Below are 18,673 nucleotides of genomic sequence, written 5' to 3'. Positions count from 1 at the left end.
CGCAGCCGGCGGCCGTTCTGCTCAAGCATGTCGATCGACCCGGCCGCTTTCGATAACATGTTGAAAGATTATTTGGTGAAGGAAATTCACCCCGACTGACCTCGCTCGCATTGTGAAATCGGGTTTGAGCAATGTCAAACCTGCCCCCCTTCTTCTCTCTACACTACGAAGTTCCTGTCGGCCGGCGCATGACAAGCCAGAAGCGCAAACCAATAGCCGGCTTACCCCTATAAAGCATCCCCCACCGCCCCAGGCGTGGACTATCCGCGCGCGCCGGAGGAGCAAATTGAGAGGAGACACCATGCTGACATCCACCTATACGCTGGTCGCCTTGTCCGTCGAGCAGGCACGCGCGCGGATCGAGGTGCAGGCGTTGCTCGAACGCTGGCGACCTTGCGCCTGGTGGGGCGAGCCGCCCGCCATGCCCCAGTACGAACAGGCATGCGACGCCCTGCGCCAAGTGTGCGACGCCTGCCACTGGCGCAAGCTCGACAAGTTCGTGCTGCCGGCGCTGCGCCGCTGCGGCGAGGATGCCGCCCGGCTGGTGGCCGAGCTGGATGGATTGAGCCGGCAGGCGCTCGAAGCGCGCCGGGCGGCGCAGGCGGCCGCCGTCGACGGCGATCCGGGCTGCCTGGCGGCGCTCGAGCGCTGCTGCGAGTTGTTGCTCGAGCGCCTCGACCGCGAAGAGCGCGAGTTGCTGCCACTGGCGCGGACGATGATCCCGGGCGAGGCCTGGTTCGCCATCGCCAACCAGATGCTGGCGCACGACGCCCACCAGAGCGAGAATCGTGGCGACGGCCGCGGCGCCGACCTGGGCATCATGCGCGGGCTGCCGCCAGCTGAACTTTCTTCAAGGAAAAACCACGCCTTGCCGCTCGCAAACTAAGGCTCCAGCCGGGCCGGACATGCCGAACGATACCGGGGTTCTTTGCTATGATGGGAGTTTTGGAAGTGCGATTTCATCATGTTCGAATTCCTATTCAAGCGGCAGGGCGGGAAATCCGGCGACAAGCCGGAGGCCAAGCCGGCCGCGGCGAAGGCTTCCGCGCCTGCCGGCGCCAAGTCCGGCGCCGGCAGGTCGGGCAGTGCGGTGTCCGCTCCAGCGACCGCGCCTGATGGGCCGCATGCTGCCCGCCTGGCGCTCGCCGACGCCCGCGCGCGCCAGGCCGAACGGCTCAAGCAGTTGGGCGCCGACGAAGCGGCCGCCGTCGATTTCATCCTCCAATCCGAATTCTCCGAACTGCGCCTCGCCGCGGCCGAACTGATCCACGGACGCGACCACCTCGAGCGCGTGCACGCGGCGATGCGCAACGTCGACCGCCGCGTCGCCAAGCTGGTGCAGGGCAGGCTGGACGCGATCCGCCACCACGAATCCGAGCTGCGCCGCGGCGAAGAAGCGCTGGCCCAGGCCAGGTCGCTGCTGAACGATACCCTCTTGACCCCGAACCACGTGGCCGAGCTGGACCGCAAATGGTCGGTCATCCGCGCTCCCGAGCTGACGGCCGAGTTCGATACGGTGCGCGCCGAACTCGGGCGCCGCCTCGCATCGCAGGTGGCGCTGCAGCGCGCCATGATCGACCGCCTGTCCGCCCTGCGCGCCCTCGAGGCCGGCGGGCTGGACGCGGCCGCGCTGGCCGCGCGCCTGGCCGGGCTGTGGCAGGAGCACGAGGCGGCCCTGCAAGACCCCGGCCACGCCTCGCTGCCGCGCGCCCTGGTGGCCGAATTCGCGGCCGAACACGCGCGCCTGACGGCCGGGCTGGCGACGATCGAGCAAGACCAGGCCGCGCTGGCCGCACGCGAGGCGGCCCTGGCCGCATGGCAGGCCCAGGCTCCCGCCGAACTCAAGCGCGAGACGCTGCGCAGGGAGTGGCAGCGCCTGCCGGCCCTGCCGTCGAACGCCGCCGCCACCGCCGTGCAGGCGGGCTTCGACGCGCTGCTCGCGAGCTTGCCGCAGGAAGCGCAGCGACCCGCGCCGGCCGCGACCACGGTAGAAAGCGCCAGGCCGGCCGGCAAGCCGGCCGCGCGCGGCGCCGACCAGGCGTTTCTGGACAAGCTCGATGCGCTCGAAGCCGCCTTGCAGCAGGGCTCGCTGGGCACCGCTGCCGATCTCGACAAGGCGTTGAAGGAAGCCAAGGACAAGGGCATGCGCCTCTCCGCGCCGCAGGCCGACCGCCTGGCCCATCTGCGCGCCGAGCTCAAGCGGTTGTCGGACTGGGCGCGCTGGGGCGGCAACGTCTCGCGCGAAGAATTGATCAAGACCGTCGAAGCGCTGCCGACCCAGGGCCTGGAGATGGCCGAGCTGGCCAAGAAGGTGGGCAGCATGCGCGATCGCTGGAAAGCCCTGGACAGCCTGTCCGGCCCCGCGCCGCGCAGCCTGTGGGAGCGCTTCGACGCCGCCTGCAGCGCCGCCTATGCGCCGGCCGCGGCCCACTTCAGGCAGCTGGCTGACGAACGCCACGCCAACGCCGCGCGCGGCCAGGCCCTGGTCGAGGAAGCCATGGCCGAGGTGGGACGCCTGCAATCGGGCGAGGCCGACTGGAAGCACGTGTCCGGCACCGTGCAGCGCCTGCGCACCGCCTGGAGCCACCTGGGCGCGGTCGATCGCAAGGAAAAGAAGCGCCTGGACGCGCTGTTCGCCGAAGCGCTGACGACCTTGCAGCGTCCGCTCGAAGACCAGCGCAGGGTCGAGATCGCGGTGCGCGAGCAGCTGATCGAAGAAGTGCGCAAGCTCGACCCGCACGAACGCCATGCGGTGGACATGCTGCGCGAGCTGCAGGCGCGCTGGCAGGAGCACGCGCGTGCGCTGCCGCTCGAGCGCAAGGCCGAGCAGGCGCTGTGGCAGCGCTTCCGCGGCGCCTGCGACGCGCTGTTCGCCGCGCGCAAGGAGCAGGCGCACGCGGCCGACAGCGAGCGCCGCGCCCACGAGAGCGCCAAGGAAGCGCTGTGCGAACGGCTCGAGGCCGCCGCGCCGGATGCCTCACCCGCCAACGTCGGCAAGCTGCTGCGCGAGGCGGCCGCCGAATGGCAGGCGATCGGCCCGGTGCCGCGCGCCCACGAGGCGCGCATCGACAAGCGCTATCACGCCGCCATCGCCCGCGTGCAGCAGCATGCCGACGCCGCCCGCCGCGCCCAGGATACGGTCCTGGCCGGCACCGTGCGCGACAAGCTGCGCCTGGTCCAGGCGCTCGAGATGGCGCTGGCCAATCCCGGCGCCCCTACCCAGGCCGCCGACTGGCGCGCGCGCTGGGACGCCATGCTGGCGCTCGAAGGCGGCTACGAGCCGATCCTGCGCTCGCGCTTCGAGGCCGCCCTCGCGGCCCTCGAAGCGTCCGAGGACGAGCGCGCCGCCTACGTGCGCGCGATGGAAGACAACCGCGGGCGCCTGCTGAACGACTTGCTGCGCCTCGAGATCGCGGCCGGCATCGACAGCGGCCCCGAATTCGCGCGCGAGCGCTTGCGCCTGCAGGTCGAGGTGCTGCAAAGCTCGCTCAAGTCGGGCCAGAAACCCGGCGCGCAGGCGGCCGAGCTGCGCGTGCTGCTGGCGCTGCCGACGCTGCTCGACGTGCGCACCGAAACCCGTATCGAACACCTGCTGTTGCGCCAGCCGAAGGACAATCCATGAATGAAGTGAGGGTACAGGCCGGGGATTTCGACCTCGGCCATGAAGTGGCGCGCCTGCGCGCGAACGATGCGCGCATCGGCGCCGTGGTGTCTTTCGTCGGCACCGTACGCGACCTGAACGACGGCGCCAGGGTCTCCGAGATGGAGCTCGAACACTATCCGGGCATGACCGAAAAATCGCTGCAAGAGATCGCGGAGCGGGCCCGCGCGCGCTGGCCCCTGTACGGCACCCTGGTCATCCATCGCGTCGGCCCGCTGGCCCCGCTGGACCAGATCGTGCTGGTGGCCTGCAGCGCCGCGCACCGGGGCGATGCCTTCGCGGCCTGCGAGTTCATCATGGACTACCTCAAGACCGAGGCGCCGTTCTGGAAGAAGGAGCAGACGCCGGACGGCGCGCGCTGGGTCGACGCCCGCGTCAGCGACGATACGGCCAGGGCCAAGTGGGCGCGCTAGCGTGGGTGGCCTGGTGACGCCGCTGGGCTTCGCCGCGGTCGGCCTGGGCGCGGCGCTCGGTGCCTGGCTGCGCTGGGGCCTGGGCCTGTGGCTCGGTGGCCTGCACGGCCTGGTGCAGGTCGGGACGCTGGCGGCCAACCTGGCCGGCGGCTACCTGGTGGGCCTGGCGCTCGGCTTTTTCGCCGGCCAGCCCGACCTGGCGCCGGCGTGGCGCCTGTTTTTGATCACCGGCTTTCTCGGCGGCCTGACGACCTTTTCCAGCTTCTCGGGCGAGTCGGTGACCCTGCTGCAGCGCGGCGAGGTCGGCTGGGCGCTGGCGCACACGGCCTTGCACCTGCTTGGCTCGCTGCTGCTGTGCGCGGCCGGCTTCGCCACCTGGCGCGCGCTGCGCGGCTAGTCGCCGCGGGCGGCGCCGGCCGCCTTGAAAACCGTGCCCCCACCCCCATTTTGCTCTCACGCTAAGAACTACATCGAGGGAGCACCACCATGCGGCAAGATAAATTGACGACCAAGCTCCAGGAAGCCCTGGCGGACGCCCAGAGCCTGGCGGTCGGGAACGATAACCAGTACATCGAAACAGTCCACCTCCTGCTCGCCCTGCTGAACCAGGACGATGGGGCCGCGCGCTCGCTGCTGCAGCGCGCCGGCGTCAATGTCGGCGCGCTGACCAATGCGCTGAAAGCGGCGCTCGAGCGCCAGCCCAAAGTGACCGGCGCCGGCGGCAACGTCCAGGTCGGGCGCGACCTGATGGCGCTGCTCAACCTGGCCGACCGCGAGGCGCAGAAACGCGGCGACCAGTTCCTGTCGTCCGAGATGGTGCTGCTGGCGCTGACCGAAGACAAGTCCGACGCCGGCCGCCTGGCGCGCGAAAACGGCCTGGCGCGCAAGTCGCTGGAGTCGGCGATCCAGGCCGTGCGCGGCGGCGAAACGATGGATTCGCCCGAGGCCGAAGGCCAGCGCGAAGCCCTCAAAAAATACACGCTCGACCTGACCGAGCGCGCCCGCGCCGGCAAGCTCGACCCTGTGATCGGCCGCGACGACGAGATCCGGCGCGCGATCCAGGTGCTGCAGCGGCGCAGCAAGAACAACCCGGTGCTGATCGGCGAACCCGGGGTCGGCAAGACCGCGATCGTCGAGGGCCTGGCCCAGCGCATCGTCAACGGCGAGGTGCCCGATTCGCTCAAGGGCAAGCGCGTGCTGTCGCTCGACATGGCCGCGCTGCTGGCCGGCGCCAAGTTCCGCGGCGAGTTCGAAGAAAGGCTGAAAAGCGTACTGAAGGAGCTGGCGCAAGATGAGGGCCAGACCATCGTCTTCATCGACGAGATCCACACCATGGTGGGCGCCGGCAAGGCCGAAGGCGCCATGGACGCCGGCAATATGCTCAAGCCCGCGCTGGCGCGCGGCGAGCTGCACTGCGTCGGCGCGACCACGCTCGACGAGTACCGCAAGTATGTCGAGAAGGACGCCGCGCTCGAGCGCCGCTTCCAGAAGATCATCGTCGACGAGCCGAGCGTGGAGGCGACCATCGCCATCCTGCGCGGCCTGCAGGAGAAATACGAGCTGCACCACCAGGTGGACATCACCGACCCGGCGATCATCGCCGCGGCCGAGCTGTCGCACAGGTACATCACCGACCGGTTCCTGCCCGACAAGGCGATCGACCTGATCGACGAGGCGGCAGCCAAGATCAAGATCGAGATCGATTCCAAGCCCGAGGTCATGGACCGCCTCGAGCGGCGCCTGATCCAGCTGAAGATCGAGCGCGAGGCGGTGCGCAAGGAAACCGACGAGGCGTCGCAGCGCCGCCTGGAACTGCTGGGCGAAGAGATCGCGCGCCTGGAGCGCGAGTACAACGACTACGAAGAAGTGCTGAAGGCCGAGAAGGCGGCGGTGCAGGGCACCACCCACATCCGGGAAGAGATCGAGCGCGTCCGCTTCCAGATGGAAGAGGCCAAGCGCCAGAGCAACTGGCAGAAGGTGTCGGAGCTGCAGTACGGCCGCCTGCCGGAGCTGGAAGCGCAGCTGCGCCAGGCCGAGGAAGCCACGGCCCGTGCCGACGCCGACAACAAGAAGCCGAAGCTGCTGCGCACGCAGGTGGGCGCCGAGGAGATCGCCGAAGTGGTCTCGCGCGCGACCGGCATCCCGGTGGCGCGCATGATGCAGGGCGAGCGCGACAAGCTGCTGCACATCGAGGACGAGCTGCACAAGCGCGTGGTGGGCCAGGACGAGGCGATCGTGGCGGTGTCGGACGCGATCCGCCGTTCGCGCGCCGGGCTGTCGGACCCGAACCGCCCGTACGGCTCCTTCATGTTCCTGGGCCCGACCGGGGTCGGCAAGACCGAGCTGTGCAAGGCGCTGGCGGGCTTCCTGTTCGATACCGAGGATATGCTGATCCGCATCGACATGAGCGAATTCATGGAGAAGCATTCGGTCGCGCGCCTGATCGGCGCGCCGCCGGGCTACGTCGGCTACGAAGAGGGCGGTTACCTCACCGAGGCCGTGCGCCGCAAGCCCTACAGCGTGATCTTGCTCGACGAGATCGAGAAGGCGCACCCGGACGTGTTCAACGTGCTGCTGCAGGTGCTGGATGACGGCCGCATGACCGATGGCCAGGGCCGCACCGTGGACTTCAAGAACACGGTGATCGTGATGACCTCGAACCTGGGCTCGCACCGGATCCAGTCGATGGACACCGACGAGCCGGCAGTGGTCAAGCTGGCCGTGATGGCCGAGGTGCGCGGCCACTTCCGTCCCGAGTTCATCAACCGGATCGACGAGATCGTGGTGTTCCATGCGCTCGACGAGAAGAACATCGGCGCCATCGCCCGCATCCAGCTGCACAACCTGGAGGCGCGCCTGGCCAAGATGGAAATGACGCTCGACATCGACGACGAGTCGCTGCAGAAGATCGCGGAGGCCGGCTACGATCCGGTGTATGGCGCGCGCCCGCTCAAGCGCGCGATCCAGCAGCAGATCGAGAACCCGCTGTCCAGGGCGATCCTGGCCGGCCGCTTCGGACCGAAGGACACGATCCCGGTGCGGGTGCGCAATGGCGAACTGGTGTTCGGCGAGGAGACGGTCGACCTCGCCAAGTAATCAGGCGATGGTCCGGCAACGAGGGCGCGGCAATGGCCGCGCCCTCGTTGTTTTCACGATGCGAAATCATGGTCCTGCAATGTGGGATACGCAGCAAATGCGCACCCCGGTTTGTTCTCACGGGAAGAAATTTTATTCCATATCGCGGAATGTTCAATTCAAGTCATTGAATTTACAGCCTAAAATTTTACTTATCTGTCTTATATAAGAGTGATGGTGCTGCGCACAAAGCGGGCTATGATGGTGTCAACGGATTCGCACCACCTTCAATCATGCCGTCGACTTCAGGAGAACATCATGACTAGCCGTGAACAGCAAATCGCCGAACTGCAGCAGGAATGGGACAACAATCCACGCTGGAAAGGTGTGACCCGCAACTACACCGCGGCCGACGTCGTTCGCCTGCGTGGCTCGGTCCCGATCGAGCACACGCTGGCCAAGCGCGGCGCCGACAAACTGTGGAAGCTGGTGCACGACGAGCCCTACGTCAACGCCCTCGGCGCCCTGACCGGCAACCAGGCCATGCAGCAGGTGAAAGCCGGACTGAAGGCGATTTACCTGTCGGGCTGGCAGGTGGCGGGCGATGCCAATGCCGCCGGCGAAATGTATCCCGACCAGTCGCTGTATCCGGCCAACTCGGTGCCGCTGGTCGTGCGCCGCATCAACAACACCTTCCAGCGCGCCGACCAGATCCAATGGTCTGAAGGCAAGGACGACATCGATTACTTCGCGCCGATCGTGGCCGATGCCGAAGCCGGCTTCGGCGGCGTGCTCAATGCCTATGAGCTCATGAAGTCGATGATCGAGGCGGGCGCCGCCGGCGTGCACTTCGAAGACCAGCTGGCTTCGGTCAAGAAATGCGGCCACATGGGCGGCAAGGTGCTGGTGCCGACCCGCGAGGCGGTCGAGAAACTCAACGCCGCGCGCCTGGCCGCCGACGTGATGGGCACCTCGACCCTGGTCATCGCCCGCACCGATGCCGAGGCGGCCGACCTGCTCACCTCGGACGTCGACGCCAACGACAAGGAATTCTGCACCGGCGAGCGCACGGTGGAGGGCTTCTTCCGCGTCAAGCCCGGCATCGAGCAGGCGATCGCGCGCGGCCTGGCCTATGCGCCCTATGCCGACCTGGTCTGGTGCGAGACCGGCAAGCCCGACCTCGAGTTCGCGCGCCGCTTCGCCGACGCCATCCACGCGAAATTCCCGGGCAAGATGCTGGCCTATAACTGCTCGCCCTCGTTCAACTGGAAAAAGAACCTGGACGACGCCACCATCGCCAAGTTCCAGCAAGAACTGGGCGCGATGGGCTATAAATTCCAGTTCATCACGCTGGCCGGTTTCCACTCGCTCAACTATGGCATGTTCAATCTCGCCCATGGCTACGCCCGCAGCGGCATGTCGGCCTTCGTCGAGCTGCAGGAAGCCGAGTTCGCGGCGGCCGAGAAGGGCTTCACCGCCGTCAAGCACCAGCGCGAAGTGGGCACCGGCTACTTCGACGCCGTGACCCAGGCCATCCAGCAGGGCCAGAGCTCGACCACCGCATTGCATGGCTCGACGGAGGACGAACAGTTCTTCGAAGACAAAAAGGTAGCGTGATCGTAGCGTCGGCGGCGATGCCGCCGACGCGGTGATTGCCAGCGGTTCCGATTTCATACCGGATGATCTCGCTGTCAACCATCACCGCGTCGGCGGCATAGCCGCCGACCCTACTGGAATTCCCAGCCGCAGTCGGTTGTAGTGGATAATGGCGCCTGATTCTGCCGCCAAATTTCTCGCGGCAAACCTCTTTTAGGAATTCCAGCTTATGTTGAGCTACCGCCACGCCTTCCACGCGGGTAACCACGCCGATGTCCTCAAGCATTTCGTACAGGTGCAGCTGCACTTGTACATGAATCAAAAGGATGCCGCCTATACCTATATCGACACCCACTCGGGCGCCGGCGTCTATGCGCTCGACAGTTTTCAGGCGACCAAGACCGCCGAGTTCGATACCGGCATCGGCCCGCTGTGGACCTGCACCGATGTCCCGGCCGCGCTGAAGGAATACCTCGACCTGATCAAGGGGATGAACCCGAGCGGCAAGATGCGCTATTACCCGGGTTCCCCCTACGTCGCCGAGCAGATGTCGCGCGAGCAGGATCGCCTGCGCCTGTTCGAACTGCACCCGGCCGATTGCAAGATCCTGGCCGATAACTTCCGCAAGCTCGACGCGCACAAGGCCGAGCAGGGCGAGCGCTCGCGCGGGCGCCGCGTGATCATCGAGCATGGCGACGGCTTCCACAGCATGAAGGCGCTGCTGCCGCCGCCGTCGCGCCGCGCGCTGGTGCTGATCGATCCGCCCTACGAGATCAAGGACGACTACAAGCGGGTGCGCGACGCGCTCGACGAGGCGCTGGGTAAATTCCCAAGCGGTATTTATGCGATCTGGTATCCCGTGCTGCAGCGCATGGAGTCGCGCCAGTTCGCCGACCGCCTCAAGCGCCTGCCGGCCAAGGAGTGGCTCAACGTCACGTTCACCACCACTACCCCGACCCCGGACGGCACCGGCCTGCACAGCAGCGGCATGTTCATCCTGAATCCGCCGTACACGCTCGAGCCGATCCTACGCGAAGTCATGCCCTACCTGGTGCGCGTGCTGGGCAAGGACGCCGGCGCCCGCTTCACGATCGAGAAGGGCGTGCAGGTGACGGGCGCAGCCGCCGGCCGCATGGTGGGCGACGCGCCGCGCGCGCCGGTGGGCAATGCGCGCCGCGCCAGCCCGCTGTCGGGCAAGGGCAGCCTGCGCCTGCCAGGCCAGAGCATGCCGCGCGCCGACGAAGCGCCGGCCGCCCCGGCCAGGCCGGCGCGCGCGGATGGTCCACGCAACACCGCGCCGCGCGATGGCGCGCCACGCGGCAGTGCGGCGCGCGATGGGGCGCAACCAGGCAAGGCGGCGCGTGATGGCGCGCCACGCAGCAGCGCCGCGCGCACGCGCGCCGACGCGGCTGCCGGCCCGCGCGATGGTGCAGCGCGCAGCGCGCGCAACGACGCCGCCCGGCCGGCGGCGCCGAGCGCGCCGCGCACCGGGCGCACCCGCCAGGGCGGTGGTGGTCGCGGCTGACCCGAGCGTCGTACGATTCGATGTCGAAATGCTAAGATTGGCATTCTTGTAGTATAGTCGGCGTAGATGGGTGGCGCGTGCCGTCCATCGGGCGCGGCGCGCTGCCGTGACTGTTTCCAGGAGTATTTTTCGATGCACGCCGATGCAACGGCAGCGGTCTCCGTGCCGGCCGATGATTTCTTTCTTGCGCGTCAGCCCATCCTTGGGCGCGACCAGCATCTGGTGGCGTTCGAGCTGCTGTTCCGTGCCGCCGGCGAGGATGACGACGCCAAGCTGACCGACGGCGCGGCAGCCACCGCCGCCGTCATCTCGCATGCATCCCAGCTTGGCATGGAGCAGGTGGTGGGCGAGCAGCTTGCCTTCGTCAACGTCGACGAAGTGGTGTTGATGAGCGACTTCGTGCGCTTCTTACCATCCCACAAGGTGATCCTGGAAATCCTCGAGACGGTGGAGCCGACGCCGGAACTGCTGGCGCGGGTGGCCGAGCTCAAGGAACTGGGATTCAAGTTCGCGGTCGACGATGTGGTCGAGCATTCGAGCGAGCTCGACAAGCTGGTGCAGCTGGTCGACATCATCAAGGTCGACGTCAAGGGCGTTGCCCCGAACGAGCTGGCCCAACTGGTCGACTCGCTGCGCGCCACCGGCAAGCGCCTGCTGGCCGAGAAGGTCGAAACCATCGACGAATTCAAGCTGTGCATGGAACTGGGCTTCGAGTATTTCCAGGGCTATTATTTTGCCCGTCCCGCCATTCTGAGCGGACGCAAGATCACGCCGTCCGAGATCACCATCCTGCGCCTGCTGGAACTGGTCAACTCGAACGCCGACAGCCAGGCGATCGAGACCGCCGTCAAGCGCGACGCCCTGATCAGCCTGAACCTGCTGCGCCTGGTGAACAGCCGCGCGGTGCCGGGTCCGCGCATCGAGTCGCTGTCGCAGGCCCTGGTCCAGCTCGGCCGGCGCCAGCTGGGGCGCTGGCTGCAGATCCTGCTCTATACCGCGGCCGGCGCCAAGGTCGAACTGAAGTCGCCGCTGCTGCAGCTGGCCACGACGCGCGGCAAGCTGCTCGAACTGATGACCCTGCGCGTGCGGCCGGGCGACACCGCCAGCGCCGACCGCGCCTTTACGGTCGGCATCATGTCGCTGGCCGAAGCCCTGTTCTCGGTGCCGATGGCCGACATCCTGGCCCACGTTGACATCGCGCACGACGTGCGCCAGGCCCTGCTTGCGCGCGAAGGCGACTTCGGCACCATGCTGCGCATCGCCGAACTGCTCGAGGCGGCCGAAGGCGGCAGCAAGCTGACCTGCGCGCTCAAGAAGATCGGCCTGACGGTGGCCGAAGTGCGCGAGATCGAGCTGGCGGCCTTCGACTGGGTGCGCGAATTGACCCACGACGCCCAGCAGCCAGCGCCGGTTGCGTGAATTTTTCGTGAGCGCGTAGCGGCGCGCCCGGCCGCAGTACTGGCGCGAGCTTGACTGCGCCAGGATGACTGCCCGGGTATTACTGACCCAAAAACAGGAACACGGTCGGCTTCTTGTGGAAGTCCGGCCCTTTATTGGCCGCCAGCGCCGTCTTCCACTTGGCCGCCGTCAAGGTGCGCACCGATTCGCTCGGCAGCGACAGGTCGGTCGCCACGCAGACCAGGGTGCCCGGCTGGCAGCTCGCCGCCAACGCCTCCAACATGGCGCCGTTGCGATACGGCGTTTCGATCAGCAACTGGGTCTGGCGCTCGGCGCGCGAGCGCTTTTCCAGTTCCAGGATCCGCTTGCTGCGCTGCGCTGCATCGGTCGGCAGGTAGCCATTGAAGGCGAAGCTCTGGCCGTTCAGGCCGCTGGCCATGACGGCCAGCAGCAGCGACGACGGTCCCACCAGCGGACGCACATTGATGCCGTGCTGGTGGGCCAGGCGCACCAGGTCGGCGCCGGGGTCGGCCACGGCGGGCACGCCGGCTTCCGACACCAGGCCCGCGTCGCGGCCCGCCAGCAGCGGCGCCAGCAGTTGCGCCAGCGCCGCCGGCGGCGTGTTCACGTTCAGTTCCGCGATCTCGATTTCCTGCAGGGGCTTGGCCAGCGGGTGGTCGATCGCGATCAGTTTCAGGAAGGCGCGCGCGGTCTTGGCGTTCTCGGCCACGAAGTAATCGAGTTTGCTGGTCAGCGCCTGCACCTGGGTCGGGAGCAGGGCGTTCAGGGAGCCTGGGGTGGCGTCGGTCGGGCCGAGGGTGTTCGGAATCAGGTACAGGGTGCCGGGCATGATGGAAAGAAATTGATGAGTCAGCCGCCAAAGAAGGGGACGCCGGCCTTGCGCAGCATGCCGGTCAGGGCAATCAGCGGCAGGCCGGTGAGGGCGGTGGGGTCGTCCGACTGGACGCGTTCGAGCAGGGCGATGCCGAGCCCCTCGTTCTTGGCGCTGCCGGCGCAGTCGTAGGGCTGCTCGATGCGCAGGTAGGCGTCGAGTTCATGGTCTGGCAGGTCGCGGAAAGCGACGCGCACCTGCACGTTCTCGAGCTGGGCCGCCTGGCGCGGGTCGGCAACGCGGCCGTCCCACAGGCACAGGGCGGTATGGAACACGACTTCGCGCCCGCGCATCAGCTGCAGCTGGGCCAGCGCGCGTGAATGGTCGCCGGGCTTGCCGATCTGCAGCCCGTCCAGCGTGGCGACCTGGTCGGAGCCGATCACCAGCGCGCCGGGGTGCAGGGTTGCTACGGCCTGCGCCTTCTCGCGCGCCAGGCGCAGCGCGGTGGCGGGCGGCGCTTCGCCCTCCAGCGCGGTCTCGTCGATGTCGGGCGCGACGGTTTCGAAGGGCAGGCCCAGGCGCTCGAGCAGTTCACGGCGGTAGGCGGAACTCGAAGCGAGGATGAGCGAAGGCATAGGTATCATGGCGCTGGTGTTCGAGAATACGTCGGGAGAATACGCCGGAAGAATGCGACGGTTTTTTGACGCTGGTGCGAAAATCCTGCTATTATCGCAGGTTTTCCGGGGTGACTTTCTAAATGAGCGCTTTTGTCATCGACGCCTTCGAGTTTTGCAAGAACGACGGCCATCGTGAAGGCGCTACGCCCCTGGTCGACATGCCGCGTCTTGCCGCCGAAAGCACGGACAAGGGCGGCGACATCCGCTGGTCCATCCAGGGCGGCCGGACCCGCCAGGCGTATCCGTCGCTGACCCTCACGGTCGCCGGACATGTCAAGCTGGTGTGCCAGCGTTGCCTGCAGCCTATGGACTACGAGATCGATTCGTCGACCATGCTGGTGCTGGGCGAGAACGACGAGGATGCCGACGCGATCGAGGCAATCCTCGACGATGAAAGCATCGACGTGATCGTCGGCAGCCGCAGCTGCGACATCCGCGAGTTGCTCGAGGACGAGGCCCTGCTGGCCTTGCCGCAATCGCCGCGGCACGATGTTTGTCCGGATACGGGCTTGCTCGATCGCCTGAAAACCGATAAAGTGTCGCCTTTCGCCGCTCTGAAGAACCTGAAGACGGACTAAGAAGAAATAGTAACAACAATCAGCATTACAGGTTTCGCAGTACGGTGGCGGCAGCGTAGAAACAATGTCGTCCAAAATCTGCAAAAAAACGTGTCAAACGCGTGCAATCGAGTATGGCATTCGCGGTAGTTGTAGCAGCGTTCAACATGTCGGCAGTCGTCAAAAAGCTTGCCGCCGAGATACTCGATTTGCAGCTGGTTTGCCTATCGAATGTGTTAAAATTTTAGAACTTTGTACTAGGAGTTATCATGGCAGTTCAGCAGAACAAGAAATCCCCATCGAAGCGCGGCATGCACCGTTCGCACGATTTTCTGACCGCCCCGAACCTGGCAGTCGAGCCGACCACCGGCGAAACCCACCTGCGTCACCACATCTCGCCGAACGGCTTCTATCGTGGCCGCAAGGTCCTGAAGACCAAGAACGACGAGTAATCGACGTTCTGGCTTTTAGCATCATGAAAGCGGCGCAACGTATGTTATCTGCGTGGCGCCGCTTTTTCTTTGGCATCTGCTCAGTAACCGGCTGCATCCTGGGAGTCCGTCCCGACGCTCCTGGCACCGTCATGTTGAACAGCCTGGATCCCGTGCGCATGTGCGCCACGACCCGATCCCCTCTCGCCGCTCGTCCTGCGTGAGCCGCGGCATCTCCAACAAATGACAATTAAAATATCCATTGACTGCATGGGCGGCGATCACGGCCCTTCAGTTACCATTCCGGCAGCCATCTCCTTCCTCAAAAAGCAAGCTGACGCCGAGCTCGTGCTCGTGGGCGTCGAAGAGGTGCTGCGCGCAGAACTCAAGAAGCATCATGCGGAGAACAACCCGCGCCTGACCGTCAAGCACGCCTCCGAAGTCATCACGATGGACGACCCGGTCGAAGTGGCCCTGCGCCGCAAGAAGGATTCGTCGATGCGGGTGGCGATCGAGGCCGTCAAGGATGGCAGCGCCCACGCCTGCGTCTCGGCCGGCAATACCGGCGCCCTGATGGCCGTCTCGCGCTACGTGCTCAAGACCATGGCCGGCGTCGACCGCCCGGCGATCTGCTCGATCATGCCGAACCAGAAGGGTGGCCCGACCTATATCCTTGACCTCGGCGCCAACGTCGACTGCGAGCCGGACCACCTGCACCAGTTCGCCATCATGGGATCGGTGCTGTGCTCGGCGATCGAGGGCATCCCGCGCCCGACCATTGGCCTGCTCAACGTCGGCACCGAGGACATCAAGGGCAACGAGGCGGTGAAAGCCGCCGGCGTGCTGCTGCGCGCCGACGCCGAACGTGGCAAACTCAACTTTTTCGGCAATGTCGAAGGCAATGACATCTTCAAGGGCACGGTCGACGTCGTCGTGTGCGACGGTTTCGTCGGCAACGTCATGCTCAAGGCGATTGAAGGCCTGTCGCGTTTCATGAAGGCCACGTTCAAGGAAAGCGTCCTGTCGATGCTCGGCGCGTTGCTGGCGCGCAAGTCGCTCAAGAAGCTCAATCCGGAACGCTACAACGGCGCCGGCCTGCTGGGCCTCAAGGGCCTGGTGTTCAAGAGCCACGGCGGCGCCGGTGCCTATGCCTTCGAGTGGGCGATCAAGCGCGCCTACGATGCCGCGCACAATAATGTGCAAGAGCACCTGTCGGCCCTGATCGCCGAACTGATGCCAAGCTCCCCGGTAACGGCGCCCGTAGTCGCGCCGGCGCCGACGCTCGACAGCCAGCGCCAGGCGCAATAACCCAGCAGAATGGTGAAGCAATGACCATGTATAGCAAAATTACCGGCACCGGCAGCTACCTGCCAGCCAATCGCGTTACCAACGACCAGCTCGCCGCGCAGTTGGCGCAGCAGGGCGTCGAGACGTCGCACGAGTGGATCTTCACCCGCAGCGGCATCGAGGCGCGCCACTTCGCCGCGGCCGACGAACTCTCGTCCGACCTGGCGGTGCACGCCGCCCGCCGCGCGCTCGAGATGGCCGGCAAGACCCCGCTCGATGTCGACCTGGTGATCGTCGCCAGTTCCACTCCCGACTTCCACGGCAGCTTCCCGAGCACGGCATGTATCGTGCAGCAGAAGCTGGGCATGGCCAGCGGCAGCGCCGCCTTCGACGTGGCCGCCGTGTGCAGCGGCTTTGTGTACGCGGTCTCGACCGCCGACGCCTTCATCCGCGCCGGCAACCACAAGCGCGTGCTCGTGATCGGTTCCGAAGTGTTCTCGCGTATCGTCGACTTCAGCGACCGCACCACCTGCGTGCTGTTCGGCGACGGCGCCGGCGCCGTGCTGCTCGAAGCCTCGAACGAGCCGGGCATCCTGGCTGCCCGCCTGCATGCCGATGGCAGCCATGCCGGCATCCTGTCGATCCCGGGCAACCTGGCCAATGGCGCGGTCGCCGGCAGCGGCTTCCTGCACATGGACGGCCCGGCGGTGTTCAAGCTGGCTGTCACCGTGCTGGAGCAGGTGGCGCACGAAGTGCTGGATCACGCCGGCGTACGCCCGGCGGACGTCGACTGGCTGGTGCCGCACCAGGCGAACATCCGCATCATGAACGGCACCGCCAAGAAGCTCGGCCTGCCGCTGGAAAAGATGGTCGTCACCGTCCACGAGCACGGCAATACCTCGGCCGCCTCGATCCCGCTGGCGCTCGACCAGGCGGTGCGCGACGGCCGCATCAAGCCGGGCCAGAACGTCCTGATGGAAGGCGTGGGCGGCGGCTTTACCTGGGGCGCGGTGCTGGCGCGCATGTAAGCGTGAGCACCAGCCTCCAAGAACAACAACTACGGAAAACAACGATGAGCAAATTCGCATTCCTGTTCACCGGACAAGGCGCCCAGGCAGTGGGCATGCTGAACGGCTTCGCCGGTAACCCGACCGTCGATCAGACGGTGCAAGAAGCGTCCGACGCCCTGGGCTTCGACCTCAAGCGCATGATCGCCGAGGGACCGAAGGAAGACCTGGACCTGACCACCAATACCCAGCCGGTCATGCTGACCGCCGCGGTTGCCGTCTACCGCGCCTGGATCGCGGCCGGCGGCCCGGCGCCGAGCGTGGTCGCGGGCCACAGCCTGGGCGAGTATTCGGCCCTGGTGGCGGCCGGCGTGATCCCGTTCGCCGACGCCGTGCCGCTGGTACGCTTCCGCGCGCAATCGATGCAGGACGCGGTGCCGGTCGGGCAGGGCGGCATGGCCGTCATCCTCGGCCTGCAGGCCGCCGATGTGCAGGCCGTTTGCCTTGAGGCAGCGCAGGGCGAAGTGGTGGAGGCCGTGAACTTCAACGAGCCGACCCAGATCGTGATCGCCGGCCATACCGCCGCCGTCGAGCGCGCCTGCGAGATCGCCAAGGCCAAGGGCGCCAAGCGCGCCATGAAGCTGGCGGTATCCGCGCCGTTCCACTCGTCGCTCCTGAAGCCGGCATCCGACCGCCTGCGTACCTATATGGCGGAGCTGAAATTCGCCGCGCCGCAGATCGACGTCATCAACAACGTCGACGTCGCCGTGCTGAACGATCCCGAGCAGATCAAGGACGCGCTGGTGCGCCAGGCCGCCGGTCCGGTACGCTGGGTCGAGACCATGCAGAAGATGGCGCTCGATGGCGTGACCCAGGTCATCGAATGCGCACCGAGCAAGACCCTGATCGGCATGGCCAAGCGTATCGATGCGAACCTGGCCGGCGAAGCGCTGGTCGACCAGGCTGCGCTGGAGCGCGTGCTGGCGTCGCTCTCCGAATAAAAGATAAAGGAAAACCATGAATCTGCAGAATCAAGTCGCCCTTGTCACCGGCGCATCGCGCGGCATCGGCAAGGCCATCGCGCTGGAACTGGCGCGCCAGGGCGCCAAGGTCGTCGGCACCGCCACCAGCGAGTCGGGCGCGCAGGCGATTTCCGACTATCTGGCCGAGTTCGGCGGCAAGGGCGTGGTCCTGAACGTGCTCGACGCGGCCGGCTGCGCGCAAGTCGTGGACGACGTGCAGAAGGGCTTCGGCAGCCTGTCGATCCTGGTCAACAATGCCGGCATCACCCAGGACAACCTGGCCATGCGCATGAAGGACGACGAGTTCGACAACGTGATCGCCACCAATCTCACCGCCGTCGGTCGCATGTCGCGCCTGGTGCTACGCGGCATGATGAAGGCCAAAGCCGGTCGTATCATCAGCATCACCTCGGTGGTCGGCGCGGCCGGCAATCCGGGCCAGATGAACTACGCGGCCGCCAAGGCCGGTGTGGCCGGCATGACCCGTGCGCTGGCGCGCGAGATCGGCAGCCGCAACATCACCGTCAACTGCGTGGCCCCGGGCTTCATCGATACCGACATGACCCGCGCGCTGGGTGAAGGGCAGCACGAGGCGCTACTGACCCAGATTCCGCTGGGCCGCCTGGGCCTGCCGGAAGACATCGCCCACGCGGTGGCGTTCCTGGCCGGGCCGACGGCCGCCTACATCACGGGCACCGAGCTGCACGTGAATGGCGGCATGTATATGAATTAATCAGTAAAGTAATGAATTGATAAAAACCGCGTCCCAATTGGTCCCGGCGAGCCGGGCCCGATTAGGACGCAATCTCGACTTTTAGCAGGACTTTCCGGCGAAATGGCCGCAGTCGCCGAAAATAGTTTTTCGGGTCGCAAACCTGATAAAATGCGCGCACTTTCCGCAACACATACCTTAATGGAGCCAAAACATGTCGGATATCGAACAACGCGTTAAAAAAATCGTCGCTGAGCAACTGGGCGTTGCCGAAGCAGACATCAAAATCGATTCCTCGTTCGTTGACGACCTCGGTGCAGACTCGCTGGACACCGTGGAACTGGTGATGGCACTGGAGGACGAGTTCGAAATGGAAATTCCTGACGAGCAGGCTGAGAAGATCACCACCGTCAAGCAAGCCATCGACTACGCAACCGCGCACGTCAAGGCCTGAGTAGTCGCTTTACCGTTTTTGGGAGA

The 18,673-nt window shown here is 66.2% G+C and carries 17 protein-coding genes; 15 read left to right on the top strand and 2 right to left on the bottom strand.

From position 1 onward, the window contains the following. Positions 1-301: 301 nt before the first annotated feature. The 8 genes from ABIB38_RS06810 (at position 302) to ABIB38_RS06775 (ending at position 11,689) form a co-directional block, all read left to right on the top strand. Positions 302-886, top strand: coding sequence for a hypothetical protein (locus tag ABIB38_RS06810; RefSeq protein WP_429202899.1), 585 nt, complete (start codon positions 302-304; stop codon positions 884-886). 78 nt (positions 887-964) lie between these two features. After that, complete coding sequence (locus tag ABIB38_RS06805; protein ID WP_429202897.1) at positions 965-3,622, top strand: DUF349 domain-containing protein; 2,658 nt, start codon at positions 965-967, stop codon at positions 3,620-3,622. After that, positions 3,619-4,074, top strand: a complete 456-nt coding sequence (moaE, locus tag ABIB38_RS06800) for a molybdopterin synthase catalytic subunit MoaE (protein ID WP_429202895.1) — start codon at positions 3,619-3,621, stop codon at positions 4,072-4,074. The genes ABIB38_RS06805 and moaE overlap by 4 nt, the downstream gene beginning before the upstream one ends. A gap of 1 nt (position 4,075) precedes the next feature. After that, positions 4,076-4,471 (top strand): fluoride efflux transporter CrcB, encoded by a 396-nt coding sequence (gene crcB / locus ABIB38_RS06795; protein WP_429202893.1) that lies wholly within the window; start codon positions 4,076-4,078, stop codon positions 4,469-4,471. Positions 4,472-4,560: 89 nt separating this feature from the next. Continuing rightward, entirely contained in the window at positions 4,561-7,170 is a 2,610-nt protein-coding gene (gene clpB / locus ABIB38_RS06790; RefSeq protein ID WP_429202891.1) for an ATP-dependent chaperone ClpB, read from the top strand. A gap of 297 nt (positions 7,171-7,467) precedes the next feature. After that, positions 7,468-8,766, top strand: a complete 1,299-nt coding sequence (gene aceA, locus ABIB38_RS06785; RefSeq protein ID WP_429202889.1) for an isocitrate lyase — start codon at positions 7,468-7,470, stop codon at positions 8,764-8,766. Positions 8,767-8,974: 208 nt separating this feature from the next. Then, a complete protein-coding gene (locus ABIB38_RS06780; RefSeq protein WP_429202887.1) occupies positions 8,975-10,270 on the top strand; it encodes a 23S rRNA (adenine(2030)-N(6))-methyltransferase RlmJ in 1,296 nt (431 codons plus the stop codon). A gap of 132 nt (positions 10,271-10,402) precedes the next feature. Then, positions 10,403-11,689 carry an EAL and HDOD domain-containing protein gene (locus ABIB38_RS06775; RefSeq protein ID WP_429202885.1) on the top strand — a complete coding sequence of 429 codons (1,287 nt, stop codon included), beginning with the start codon at positions 10,403-10,405 and terminating at the stop codon, positions 11,687-11,689. A 79-nt stretch (positions 11,690-11,768) separates the two neighbouring features. On the opposite strand, the gene ABIB38_RS06770 is transcribed toward ABIB38_RS06775, so the two are convergent. Further along, positions 11,769-12,518: an SAM-dependent methyltransferase gene (locus ABIB38_RS06770; RefSeq protein WP_429202883.1), complete on the bottom strand. Its 750-nt coding sequence runs from the start codon at positions 12,516-12,518 to the stop codon at positions 11,769-11,771. Between the two features lie 20 nt (positions 12,519-12,538). Beyond that, positions 12,539-13,135 carry a Maf-like protein gene (locus ABIB38_RS06765; protein ID WP_429202881.1) on the bottom strand — a complete coding sequence of 199 codons (597 nt, stop codon included), beginning with the start codon at positions 13,133-13,135 and terminating at the stop codon, positions 12,539-12,541. Between the two features lie 122 nt (positions 13,136-13,257). On the opposite strand from ABIB38_RS06765, the gene ABIB38_RS06760 reads away from it, so the two are divergent. The 7 genes from ABIB38_RS06760 (at position 13,258) to acpP (ending at position 18,647) form a co-directional block, all read left to right on the top strand. Beyond that, positions 13,258-13,755, top strand: a complete 498-nt coding sequence (locus ABIB38_RS06760; RefSeq protein ID WP_429202879.1) for a YceD family protein — start codon at positions 13,258-13,260, stop codon at positions 13,753-13,755. A gap of 248 nt (positions 13,756-14,003) precedes the next feature. Further along, positions 14,004-14,186 carry a 50S ribosomal protein L32 gene (rpmF, locus tag ABIB38_RS06755; protein ID WP_005666806.1) on the top strand — a complete coding sequence of 61 codons (183 nt, stop codon included), beginning with the start codon at positions 14,004-14,006 and terminating at the stop codon, positions 14,184-14,186. A 222-nt stretch (positions 14,187-14,408) separates the two neighbouring features. Beyond that, a complete protein-coding gene (gene plsX, locus ABIB38_RS06750; RefSeq protein WP_429202877.1) occupies positions 14,409-15,473 on the top strand; it encodes a phosphate acyltransferase PlsX in 1,065 nt (354 codons plus the stop codon). Between the two features lie 20 nt (positions 15,474-15,493). Continuing rightward, a complete protein-coding gene (locus ABIB38_RS06745) occupies positions 15,494-16,480 on the top strand; it encodes a beta-ketoacyl-ACP synthase III (protein WP_429202875.1) in 987 nt (328 codons plus the stop codon). Between the two features lie 44 nt (positions 16,481-16,524). Next, a complete protein-coding gene (gene fabD / locus ABIB38_RS06740; RefSeq protein WP_429202873.1) occupies positions 16,525-17,460 on the top strand; it encodes an ACP S-malonyltransferase in 936 nt (311 codons plus the stop codon). 16 nt (positions 17,461-17,476) lie between these two features. Further along, on the top strand, positions 17,477-18,214 hold the full coding sequence (fabG, locus tag ABIB38_RS06735) for a 3-oxoacyl-ACP reductase FabG (protein ID WP_429202871.1): 738 nt from the start codon (positions 17,477-17,479) through the stop codon (positions 18,212-18,214). A 193-nt stretch (positions 18,215-18,407) separates the two neighbouring features. After that, positions 18,408-18,647 carry an acyl carrier protein gene (acpP, locus tag ABIB38_RS06730; RefSeq protein WP_005666812.1) on the top strand — a complete coding sequence of 80 codons (240 nt, stop codon included), beginning with the start codon at positions 18,408-18,410 and terminating at the stop codon, positions 18,645-18,647. The last annotated feature ends 26 nt before the right edge of the window (positions 18,648-18,673 follow it).

It is taken from the genome of Massilia sp. UYP11, from assembly GCF_050434805.1.
Classification (GTDB): Bacteria; Pseudomonadota; Gammaproteobacteria; order Burkholderiales; family Burkholderiaceae_D; genus Telluria.
Note: the sequence above shows the minus strand (reverse complement) of the source record. Positions and strands in the feature narration are given on the sequence as shown.

Excerpts from the sequence above, each read along its gene's own strand:
- clpB (WP_429202891.1), top strand. The coding sequence starts at position 4,561 with ATGCGGCAAGATAAATTGACGACCAAGCTCCAGGAAGCCCTGGCGGAC.
- ABIB38_RS06775 (WP_429202885.1), top strand. The coding sequence starts at position 10,403 with ATGCACGCCGATGCAACGGCAGCGGTCTCCGTGCCGGCCGATGATTTC.
- ABIB38_RS06745 (WP_429202875.1), top strand. The coding sequence starts at position 15,494 with ATGACCATGTATAGCAAAATTACCGGCACCGGCAGCTACCTGCCAGCC.
- ABIB38_RS06765 (WP_429202881.1), bottom strand. The coding sequence starts at position 13,135 with ATGCCTTCGCTCATCCTCGCTTCGAGTTCCGCCTACCGCCGTGAACTG.
- moaE (WP_429202895.1), top strand. The coding sequence starts at position 3,619 with ATGAATGAAGTGAGGGTACAGGCCGGGGATTTCGACCTCGGCCATGAA.
- ABIB38_RS06780 (WP_429202887.1), top strand. The coding sequence starts at position 8,975 with ATGTTGAGCTACCGCCACGCCTTCCACGCGGGTAACCACGCCGATGTC.
- fabD (WP_429202873.1), top strand. The coding sequence starts at position 16,525 with ATGAGCAAATTCGCATTCCTGTTCACCGGACAAGGCGCCCAGGCAGTG.
- ABIB38_RS06805 (WP_429202897.1), top strand. The coding sequence starts at position 965 with ATGTTCGAATTCCTATTCAAGCGGCAGGGCGGGAAATCCGGCGACAAG.
- acpP (WP_005666812.1), top strand. The coding sequence starts at position 18,408 with ATGTCGGATATCGAACAACGCGTTAAAAAAATCGTCGCTGAGCAACTG.
- aceA (WP_429202889.1), top strand. The coding sequence starts at position 7,468 with ATGACTAGCCGTGAACAGCAAATCGCCGAACTGCAGCAGGAATGGGAC.
- ABIB38_RS06770 (WP_429202883.1), bottom strand. The coding sequence starts at position 12,518 with ATGCCCGGCACCCTGTACCTGATTCCGAACACCCTCGGCCCGACCGAC.
- plsX (WP_429202877.1), top strand. The coding sequence starts at position 14,409 with ATGACAATTAAAATATCCATTGACTGCATGGGCGGCGATCACGGCCCT.
- ABIB38_RS06810 (WP_429202899.1), top strand. The coding sequence starts at position 302 with ATGCTGACATCCACCTATACGCTGGTCGCCTTGTCCGTCGAGCAGGCA.
- ABIB38_RS06760 (WP_429202879.1), top strand. The coding sequence starts at position 13,258 with ATGAGCGCTTTTGTCATCGACGCCTTCGAGTTTTGCAAGAACGACGGC.
- rpmF (WP_005666806.1), top strand. The coding sequence starts at position 14,004 with ATGGCAGTTCAGCAGAACAAGAAATCCCCATCGAAGCGCGGCATGCAC.
- fabG (WP_429202871.1), top strand. The coding sequence starts at position 17,477 with ATGAATCTGCAGAATCAAGTCGCCCTTGTCACCGGCGCATCGCGCGGC.